Source organism: Rhodosalinus sp. (genome assembly GCF_041685465.1).
GTDB lineage: Bacteria > Pseudomonadota > Alphaproteobacteria > Rhodobacterales > Rhodobacteraceae > Rhodosalinus.
This window is the reverse complement of sequence record NZ_JAWLFS010000109.1, coordinates 1-9,772: the sequence shown is the minus strand read 5'-3', so window position 1 is coordinate 9,772 and position 9,772 is coordinate 1. Positions and strand designations below refer to the sequence as shown.

General features: G+C 69.5%; 8 protein-coding genes. 3 read left to right on the top strand and 5 right to left on the bottom strand.

The features are described 5' to 3' along the window. The coding region (locus tag ACESL7_RS08860) for a peptidoglycan L,D-endopeptidase MepK (protein ID WP_372892958.1) at window positions 1-77 on the top strand (77 nt) is incomplete at its 5' end. Window positions 78-732: 655 nt separating this feature from the next. Here the strand turns inward: ACESL7_RS08860 and ACESL7_RS08855 are convergent. Together ACESL7_RS08855 and ACESL7_RS08850 are read right to left on the bottom strand one after the other, a co-directional pair. Then, on the bottom strand, window positions 733-2,232 hold the full coding sequence (locus ACESL7_RS08855) for a caspase family protein (RefSeq protein WP_372892957.1): 1,500 nt from the start codon (window positions 2,230-2,232) through the stop codon (window positions 733-735). Between the two features lie 81 nt (window positions 2,233-2,313). Then, window positions 2,314-3,201 (bottom strand): M15 family metallopeptidase, encoded by an 888-nt coding sequence (locus ACESL7_RS08850; protein ID WP_372892956.1) that lies wholly within the window; start codon window positions 3,199-3,201, stop codon window positions 2,314-2,316. A 102-nt stretch (window positions 3,202-3,303) separates the two neighbouring features. On the opposite strand from ACESL7_RS08850, the gene ACESL7_RS08845 reads away from it, so the two are divergent. Together ACESL7_RS08845 and ACESL7_RS08840 are read left to right on the top strand one after the other, a co-directional pair. Then, window positions 3,304-3,915 (top strand): OmpA family protein, encoded by a 612-nt coding sequence (locus ACESL7_RS08845; RefSeq protein ID WP_372892955.1) that lies wholly within the window; start codon window positions 3,304-3,306, stop codon window positions 3,913-3,915. 34 nt (window positions 3,916-3,949) lie between these two features. Continuing rightward, complete coding sequence (locus ACESL7_RS08840; protein ID WP_372892954.1) at window positions 3,950-6,163, top strand: serine/threonine protein kinase; 2,214 nt, start codon at window positions 3,950-3,952, stop codon at window positions 6,161-6,163. A gap of 16 nt (window positions 6,164-6,179) precedes the next feature. Here ACESL7_RS08840 and ACESL7_RS08835 read toward each other — a convergent pair whose 3' ends face one another. From ACESL7_RS08835 to tssM, 3 genes are all read right to left on the bottom strand, one after another. Next, window positions 6,180-6,893 carry a PP2C family protein-serine/threonine phosphatase gene (locus ACESL7_RS08835; RefSeq protein ID WP_372892953.1) on the bottom strand — a complete coding sequence of 238 codons (714 nt, stop codon included), beginning with the start codon at window positions 6,891-6,893 and terminating at the stop codon, window positions 6,180-6,182. Next, entirely contained in the window at window positions 6,890-7,567 is a 678-nt protein-coding gene (tagF, locus tag ACESL7_RS08830; protein ID WP_372892952.1) for a type VI secretion system-associated protein TagF, read from the bottom strand. The genes ACESL7_RS08835 and tagF overlap by 4 nt, the downstream gene beginning before the upstream one ends. A gap of 12 nt (window positions 7,568-7,579) precedes the next feature. Then, on the bottom strand, window positions 7,580-9,772 hold a 2,193-nt coding region (tssM, locus tag ACESL7_RS08825; RefSeq protein WP_372892951.1), incomplete at its 5' end, for a type VI secretion system membrane subunit TssM.

Genomic DNA, 9,772 nt, shown 5'->3' with positions numbered 1-9,772 from the left:
CCGGCGGCGTCGGCAAGTATACCTCCTCCGACTTCGTGCACATGGATTGCGGGCCGGTCCGCACCTGGGGCCGCTGAGCCGCCCCGCCACCCCCGGCGGACATCGCGCAAGGCGGTGGTGCCAAGCGGCATAACGGGCCCCGTCCTTCGGGGATGGGCTCGCACCGGCGGCCACGGGGCGCCCGGGACAGGCCGCTTCCAGGCTACCGGTCACCGGCCGAAATGGATCCTGTGGCGGCGTGACCCATCCCCCTCAATCGGGGCACGGTCCCGGCGCACGTCAGGATCACGGCGTTGCGCCAGAAAGCCACCAGATGGAGCGAGCGAAAACTGCCCGTGGATTGCGACGGACCCGTCGTCGCGGGGCCCATGCATCCGGAAAACCCGCTCCGCCACGTCGATTCCGATCATGGTGGCCTCGAACGTCGATGCTCTCTCCGTCCATGATGGCGTCTCGCACGCATCACATCGGCACATTGCGATGCCGCCGCGAGAGAAGGTTTCCGACTTCGAAACCCGCTTTCCTGCGTGAGATCATGAAGCCGAGTGTTCTGCGGCGTGAGCCCATGGCCCTCCCGCCCGATATTCGGCCGTCGATCCGAACGTCGCTGCCGCGCGCGGCCGCGCCCTGATCGACGCGGGCCAGAATTTCCCGGGGTCAGGCTGGCGGGCGCCTCGGTCCGACACGCGTCGGCGATGTGTCGGGCCCGGCTGACCGGCACGGACCATCCGGTCAGCTTGGCACATCGCCGAAGGCGCGCGCGATGCCACGTTGCGTGCCGGGGCCGAAATCACCGTCGATCGCCCCGTCATAGAGCGCGTAGCGCCGGAGCTCGCGCTGCAGTGCCCTGCGCGTGTCGGGCTTGAACATCTCCGGGCGCTCGCTGAGGATCTCATAGACCTCGGCGTTGCCCGAGCGAAGCGCGCGGTAGAGATAGCGCGCGGCATCCTCGGCCCCGCGCCCCTCGATCACGCCGTCGTCGATCAGGGCGGCGACGTTGAACATCGCTTCCGGGTGGCGCGCATCCGCCGCCTGCCGGAACAGGTCGAGCGCACGCGGCACGTCCCGGGAGAGGCCGTGCTCCCCCTGATAGTGGAAAAAGGCCAGGTCGTTCAGCGCGTCGGGAAAGCCCTGCTCCGCGGCCCGTCGGTAAAGGGCGAGCGCGCGCTCGACATCCCGCGTGGCGCCCACGCCCTGCTCCAGCATGCGGGCGAGTTCGAATTGCGCCTCTGCCGATCCGGCGGCCGCGGCCTCCTCCAGAAGGCGTTGCGCCGTCTCGGGGTCATGGCGTGGATCGGCGGTGTTCAGATGGATGTAGGCGAGCCCCAGCATCGAGCGCGTGTCGCCCTGACCGGCGAGCGTGGCGAGCCGCTCTTCCTGATCCGGCTGAAGCGACGCCCAGGCGACGCGGCGGTCCTCGGCCCCGATGCCGACGCCGCTCCCGGACGCACCGGCAAGGTAGAACGGCGTGCCCGACAACGATCCGTAGGTGTGCGGCTCCTGCTGATTTCCCGTCATCTCCAGAACGTCGTCGCGCACCTGCCGGAACATGAGGCTGATCTCCAGCTCGGGGCGCGGCATCGCGTCCATCAGCGCGATCGCGAACGGGCTGTTGTCGCCTGTGCCGTCGAGCGCCTTCTCGCCGTCCTTGGCGGCGAAGGCGACCATCGTGCCACGATCCGGCGCGGGCGGAGCGAGCCCTGTGCCGGCGCTCGACCCGATGCCGCGATTGTCCTCGGTCATCTCGTCGGTCTCCTCCAGCGACGCGAGCTCGAGCGCATCGCCGAAGGGGTTGTCGCGGCAGGAGTCGAGGATCACCACGCGCATCACGCGCGCCCCGTCCACCGCCGCCAGCAACATGTCGAGCGAGATGCTCTGGCGCTGAATGTCGCGGTTCGACCGCACATCGGCATCCACGGGGATCAGGAAGTTCTGACCCTGCACCTCGACCCCGTGACCGGCGAAGTAGATCAGCGCGAGATCCGCCGTCTCGGAGCGGAAGGCGAAGGCGTCGAGGGCGTCGCGAAGTTCCGCGCCGCCGGCGTCGATGACCGTCGTCACCTCGAACCCGATGCCGGTCAGCGTGTCGCCGATATCGCGCGCGTCGTTGGCCGTGTTGTCCAGATCGACGACCGTTCGGTAATCGCTCATGCCGATCACCAGCGCGACGCGGTCCGAGGCCGCCGCGATCTGGGGCAGCAGGATCAGAAGCGCACAAGCCAGAAAACGCATGACCGGACTCCCCTCGGCGGCATGCCGCGTGTGACGCGAAGTAAACCACACCGGCAGGCCAGGCGGCAATATCGCTGCCGCTCAGATGCGGCCGTCCTCACGCCAGCGTTCGAGCTGCTGGCGGCTGACCTCGAAATGCATCGAATCCTCGCGGCCGAAGCCGGCGCCCCAGACCCAGCCCTCCTCATGGAAGAAGTCCGCGAGGATGGTGAGACCCATCTGGGTCCGCCCGTCGGCGAAGAGGTCGAGCGTACCGTCGAGGTTGAGATCGACGGCCAGCCCGAAGGCATGCGTGGAGGTTCGCGCCTGCGTCCCGCGGATACGCCGCACGCAGAGGGAGCCGGAGGAGGCGATCCTGTCGTGGAGGTCAGGGTCCGCGCGACGCACGTTCTCGAAGACGCGGCGCAGGCTGTCGACCGCTGGCTGCAGCATGTGGACCCGAATCGGTCCGACCGTCTCGAGCACCAGGCGCTCGCGAAGCTCGGGATTGGTCATCGGTTCGCAGCGGTCGCTGAGTGTCTCCCGCGGACGACCCAGAAACTCTTCGAGAAAGCGGGGACCGGCCACGGTCAGCCCCTTGTTCACGTTGCGGCGATCCGCGATCAGCACCACCTCGGCATAGGCGTCCCGGATCGTGTTCGGCCCACGGGGTTCGGCATCAGGCCCGAGAGGCGGGTGGCCGCCGGCGCGGCCCATCGCGCCACCGTTGCCCGCGCGGCCCTCCTCGCGCAGCTCCCGCAAGTCGTTCTCCAGCGTGCCGAGCCGCTCGCGAAGTTCGCTGTCGCGCTCCTGCATGGTCTCGATCTGCTGGCGCAGGCGCTCGATCTCGATCCGCGCGGCGCTGTCGACCGAGGGTCCTGTCTCCGACAGGCCCATGCCCTGCGGCGGCCGGAGCTGCTCGTAGAGCAACCAGCCGAGAAGCGCGGCCAGCAACGCGATGGCGGCGACGATGACAGGAATGGCACGCATTGACCCCAACGGCGCAGTGCGGACGTGTAGGCATCAGTCTGTGCGGCGGCCACGCGCAAGTCAATCGCGCGGAGGGTGCAGCGGCGTTTGGCAAATCGCCCCGTGACGGGTATCCTTTGCGCTGTCCAGCAGGGAAAAAAGATCATGTCCATCCATCATGCCGCCCGCCTGATACCGATCGCGCTCCTCGTGCTAGGGGTCGCCCTTCCGCACGCCGCGCAGGCGCAGTCAGAGATGACTGAATCCGAGATGACCGAAGCCTTCGCCAAGCAGAAGACGCGAGGTCTCGCCATCGCGCCGGCCAGTCAGGGCGACGATGCCGCGACCGACACGTCGAGCGACGCGTCGACCGAGGTCAGCCTCACCCAGCTTCCCAAGGAGGAACAGGTCAACGTCAACATTTCCTTCGATTTCGATTCCGCCGCGCTGCGGCCCGACCAGCGGCCAAAGCTTCTGTCGCTGTGCAATGCCGTGACCGCGGCAGACGTGAAGGGGATGCGCATCATCGGGCACACGGATGCCTCGGGCTCGGCGGAGTACAACAAGCGGCTGTCCGAGTTGCGCGCGATGGAGGTGAAACGGTTTCTCGTCCGCGAATGCGCGATCCCGGAAACGCAGCTCGAGGCCGTGGGCGTGGGCGAACAATTTCCCTACGACGCCGAGAACCCGCGCGCCGACGTGAACCGCCGGGTCGAATTCCAGGCGCTGGGATGAGCCGCGGGGGCGCCCGCCTTGACGGGGCGCGGTCATGAGCGGCGACGACCCGCGGCCCGGCGACACCTTCCGGCCCGGCGACCTGCTTAACAACACCTACCGGATCGAGCGCATCCTGGGCCGCGGCGGAACGTCGGAAGCCTACCGCGCGCGAAGCGAGATCTCGGGTCGGGTCGTTGCGCTGAAGGTTCTGCGCTCAGAATTCGCGACGAACGAGGACTACCTCACGCTGATGACGCGGGAGGAGGCCATCCGCGAGATACGCCACGACGCGATCGTGCGCTATTTCGATTGTCAGCGGACCGACTCCGGCCTCGTGTATCTGGTGATGGATTACGTCGAGGGGCCCGGCCTCGACCGCAAGCTGTCACAGGGTGGAATGCCGGCCGAGGATCTTCTGATCGTCGCGGCGCGTGTCGCCGATGGTCTCGGCGCGGCGCACACGCGCAACATCGTCCATCGCGACCTCTCGCCCGACAACATCATCCTGCGGGGCGGCGACCCGTCCGACCCGGTGATACTCGATTTCGGCATCGCCAAGGATGCCAACCCGGGCGCCGAGACCATCGTTGGGGGCGATTTCGCCGGCAAGTTCGCCTATGCCGCGCCGGAACAGCTCGCCGGGAAGGCCGACGCCCGCTCGGATATCTACGCGCTCGGCGCGTCCCTGCTCGCGACGTATCGCGGAACCGCGCCGGATCTCGGAAGCAACCTGTCGGAGCTGGTCCGCGCGAAATCCGAGCCGCTGGATACCGCGGGCGTCCCGGAGCCGTTGAAAGGCCTGATCGACCGGATGACCGCGCCGGAGCCGGAGGCGCGCTTCCAGACGACGGGAGAGGTTCTCGGCGCGATCGCGGCACCCACGGCCGGCGCGGCCGGCGACGACGGCGCGCCCCCCGATCCCGAGCAGACGGTGATCGCGCTGCCGGGACAGCGGACGCAGGCTCCGGCCGGCGGGATGACGCGACCGCCGCCGCGCCCCGTCTCCGAGGCCCGGCATGCCGATGCGGCCGCCCCCCCTCCGGCCAATCGCACGGTCCGGCGCCGGCGCGGGGGATGGGTCGTGGCCCTGTTCGCGCTGCTTGTTCTCGCGGGGGCCGGCGCCTACCTTTTCAGCACCGGCACCCTCGTCGATCCGCGCTACGCCCAGGCCGCGCCCTTTACACTCACGGCCGAACGGACACGGTCGGACGCGCCCAGGGCCACCGGTCATGTCCCCACCCCGGAAATGCGCGCCGCGCTCTCGGAGCGGTTCGCCGACCTGGGCGGCAGCGCCGAGTTGACGCTGGCCCGCGGCGATATCGCCGAAACATGGGCAACAGAGGTGATGGCGCTGCTCGACGCGATCGAGGAGATGCCCGAGTGGCGGCTGGAGACACGTGACGATCTGGTGCAGCTATCGGGGCTCAGCGCGGACACCGCGCAGAAGGCGCGCGTGATGGCAGAGCTTTCGGACGAGGGGGCGTCCGGCGCGCTGGAGGTCGAGGCCGACATCCTTGCGGGACCGCGAATCCTGCCCCCGGGGCGGGTGGCCGAGATCCTCGAGGCGCACGAGGACTGCGGCCCCCTGCGCCAGACCGATCCGCCGAGCACGGGGTACCCGCTGGGGGCCGAGATCGTGGTCGCCGGTGCCGTCGCTGCGCCCGCAACCCGCGCCGACCTGGGCGAAGCCCTGTCGCAGGCCGCGGGGGAGCGGCGCATCGTCCCCCGCGTCACGATCCTCAACCCCGGGCTCTGCCGTGTGGATCGTGCCCTTCCGGACGTACCGCGGGGCGGCTTCGAGGTACGCTTCGGCTGGGGCGACCAGGAGGGCGAGAACGTGACCGGCCGCTATCTCGTCGGCGAGAACCCGGTCATCGACGTGACCGTACCGGCCGAGGTCACCGACGGCCACCTCTACGTCGCCGCGCTCGACGTCTCGGGCAACGTCTTTCACATGCTTCCGAACCGTAACCGTCCCGAAACCGCGCTCGCCAGCCTGCGGGACGGGCAGACCGGGCCGGTGGCCCTGCGTGTCGCTTACTCCGAGGCGCAGGCCGAGGCGGCGGACGGCCGGCGGCTCGCCTTCGTGGTGGACGACACGGTGCTGGGCAAGACCCGCATCCTTGTCCTGCACGCGCGGGCGCCGCTGTTCGATGGCCCGCGGCCCACGATGGAGTCGATCGAAAGCTTCGCCGAGGTGCTGGGCGAACAGACAGACGCGATCCGCACGCTCGACAGCAGGATCCTGACCACCGCGCGCCGCTGACGCGCGGCCCCAGGGTTCAGGCGACGTCCACGACGATGATCGAGATATTGTCTGCGCCCCCGCCGCGCAGCGCGACCTGCAACAGCCGGTCGGCCACAACCTCCAACGGAGCGCCACAGGCAGTCTCGCGCAGCGTCTCGAAACCGGCGTATTTCGTCAGCCCGTCCGAGCACAGGATGTAGCGGTCGCCCGGCCGCGTTTCACCCTGCACCTTGTCGAGGTCGAGAACCTCGCCGACACCCGCGGCGCGCGTGATCGCGTTGGACTGGGGGTGAAGCTCGGCCTCGTCCCAGCTCATCTGCCCTGCCTGCACCAGCGCGCCCACGACGGAGTGATCCGTCGTCAGCAGCTCGATCGCGCCGTCCCGCAGACGATAGAGCCGGCAGTCGCCCGCCCAGAGCCCCACGAAGTGCCCCTCCGCAAGCATCAGCGCCACGATTGCGGCCCCGATCACCGGAACGCCGAGTCGCGCCGCCTCTTCGCGGATCGCTTCATGCGCGCCGGCGAGCGCCACGCGCAGGGCCCCGAGCTGGTCGACGGGCGAAAGGCCCGCCGGCAGGGTCGCCGCGGCCTCCACGACCGTCTGGCTCGCGAAATCGCCCGCTGCGTGGCCGCCCATGCCATCCGCGACGATCCACAACCGCCGGTCCGGCAGCGCCAGCACGCTGTCCTCGTTGACCGTCCGGACAAGCCCCACATGCGTCGTCGCGCTGTGCCGGACGCTGGTCATGCGGGGCGTCGCGGCAGGGCACCCGCCGCCTCCGCCCGGTCGGGCGCGAAGAGAAGATGCGCCCGCTCCGCCGGCGGCAGGCCGTCTTCGAGCAGGATGTCGTCGCCCGCCTCGCCCGACTGGCTCCAGATGCTGGGCCGCGCACGCCCTGTGCCGGCCAGATGCGCGGCGAGTCCCGCCAATGCCGCCCCCCCGGCCGGCTCCCGCAGGTGCACGCCCTGCCCGGCCCTTGACACGCAACCCGGGGCGGGCGGATCGGGAAGCGGGCAGCCCGCCAGCCGCGACGCCAGCGTCTCGCGCGTCATCGCGTCCGACAGCGCGTCGAGCGCCACCTCCTCGAGCCGCTCGAAGGCAGGCGCAGCTGTAAAATGCCATTTCACGGCCTCTGCCCCGGACGGGATCGGCGCCACGAGCGTGAGCGGAAACAGCCGCCCCACCCGGTCCACCGACGGCATCAGCACGCCCCAGACCGGCAGCCGTCCGGCGAGACCCGCGGAGAGCGAGAAACGCCAGATCGGGGCCGTGAGGAAACAGTCCTGCCAGCGCGGGCCGAGCCGGGCGATCCCCGCCGTCATCGCCATCTGCAACCAGCTGTCCCACGGCTCCACGAAGCCCGCAGGCGGTGCGATCCGGAAGAAATCGCCCAGCGCGGGCAGCTTCCCGTATGCCCCCACGCCCGGCATGGCTCAGAAGGAACTCGGGCAGCTGAAGGACGTCAGCGCCGGGAGTGCGAAGGGATTCAGGACCGAGCTCGACTGCAGCTGAAAAATCGCGATCCGCCCTCCTACGCGGAAGATCAGCCGCTTGCGATCCGATGCGTTGGTGTTGCGGACCTCGGCGGCATCGAGCAGCCGGAACCACGCCCAGGGCCCGTCGCGGTCAAGCATGCTCTCGGAATTGCTGGCCTGAGGCTCGAAGGCGATGCGCGCCATGCCCACGGACCCCGGCCATGCCACCGCGGCGGGCCGCGGCTGACCGTCGCTGTGGCTGAAGGCGACGGTCTGCCCGTCGATCTCCAGCGCGACGCTGCGCGCCTCCGGATCAAGCGCCTCGGGCGTCACCTGGAAGTCGATCTGCGGCGCGGTGCCGGACGCGAAGAAGGCGTCGCGGATTTCGGCAGCGCGCTGCATCTCGGTCAGGACCGCCTGCGAGATGCCGAGATCGGTTCCGTTCACCGCCTTCCAGCTCCAGGGGCGGGTCGAGGTATCGACATATTTCGCGATATGCTCCCGGAAGAAGCTGTCGATCAGGCCCTCCGGCGCGAAGAGCGTCGAGAAATCCTTGATGGAGGCATCCGCGCGTGCACGGTCATCGAAGGGATAGGTGCTGCCCACGACACGTTCGCAGAGCGGCAGCACCTCGGACTTCCAGAGTGCGTCGATACCCGCGCGCGTCCCGTCCGCCGCAATTCCGGCCGACCCGACGGAGATCTGTTTGGACCAGCGCTCCATCGGCCCCGGCAGCCGCGCCGAGGCAGACCGGAACCGCGCGAGCGCGCTCAGTTCCTCGTCGCTGCCCGAGGCAGTTCCGTCGGCGAAACTCATCCGGTTGAGCTGCTGATAGACCTCGGTCAGCGTGCCGATCATCTCGTCGAGCTCGGAGGGCGCCCCCTCCTGCGACGCGACCAGACGATGCAGCCACTCGAAGCGTTCCTCGACATAGGCACCCGGCTGTGCGGTCTCTTCGCCCCGCGCGGCGGCCCCGGCCGACATCGCTTCCATGAAGAGCCGGGCGCGCGGACTGAGCGCGCCGGTGACCTGCGCCGACCCCGCCACCGTCTCGCCCACCGCCGCGGCCTCATCACCGGCCGGCACGTCCGCGGCCCGCGCGGCGGTCAGGCGTGTCTCCTGCGCGACAGCTTCGAGAATGTTGACGATCGGCGAGGTCGAGCCGGAGAGGACGTTTGTCACCTCCACGGCGTGGCTGAGAGACTCGAGCGGCACGATGTCGAGATCACCCAGAAGCTGATCATAGGTCTTCACGTAATCGTTGTAATAGAGGTCCAGCACGTCGCGGCTGATGCGCGTGAGCGCGGCCTCGCTCTGCGCGATCGCACTCTCCGGACCGAGCACCCAGCTGTCGCGCTGGATGCGCTCGGCCACGGCGAGCGCCTCCTCGAGGAAAACCTCGTGAAAACCGGCATGGGTGAAGATGCCCGGGACGCCCTCGTCCAGAGGTGCGCCGGAGGGGCGCACCATCGCCCGCCCGACGGCGGGCCCGCCCACGTCCGTCACCCGCCATTGCGGCAACGCCCTGGCGGCGGGGCTGGCGAGGATGCCGTTGTAGACCCGCTGCGAGGGCTGCGTCTCGCTCAGTATGCCGCGAACGTGATCGACCATGTCCTTGTTGAGCTCGATCCGCTCCATCGGCGCGGCGAGCAACGCGTCGAGGTGATCGGCGATGTCGTTGCGCAACTGCGCGCGGTTCGGGCCGGGATAGGCGGACTGCGTGTCCGCCGCGCTCCATTCCCGGACCAGATCGGGATTGAGGGACCCGGCCTGCCCCAGCATCAGGTAGACCTTGAGCGTCTCGAAGAGCACCTCCGGCCTGTTGACGTTGTTCTGCATCTGCTCCTCGAGCCGCAGCAGCAGGCGCGGCAGGAAGTGCTGGTTCAGGGCCGCGCGGTAGGCAAGCCGTGCCTCGTTGGCGACGACCCTTTGCTGAGACAGCCCCCAGCCAAGCTCCGCAGGGTCTAACCCGGCGGTCTTTACCGGAGCGCGCGCAAGGTCGCGCAGGATGTTGAGCGGCTCCACCACCAGCGGCAGGTCGCTGTCGGCCAACGGGTTCGAGGGAATCTGCGCGACGGCATCCCGGTAGTCGGCGACGCGCTCGGTCGCCGACGCCGCCAACGCCCGGTTGCCGAGGTAACTGCGCGTCCA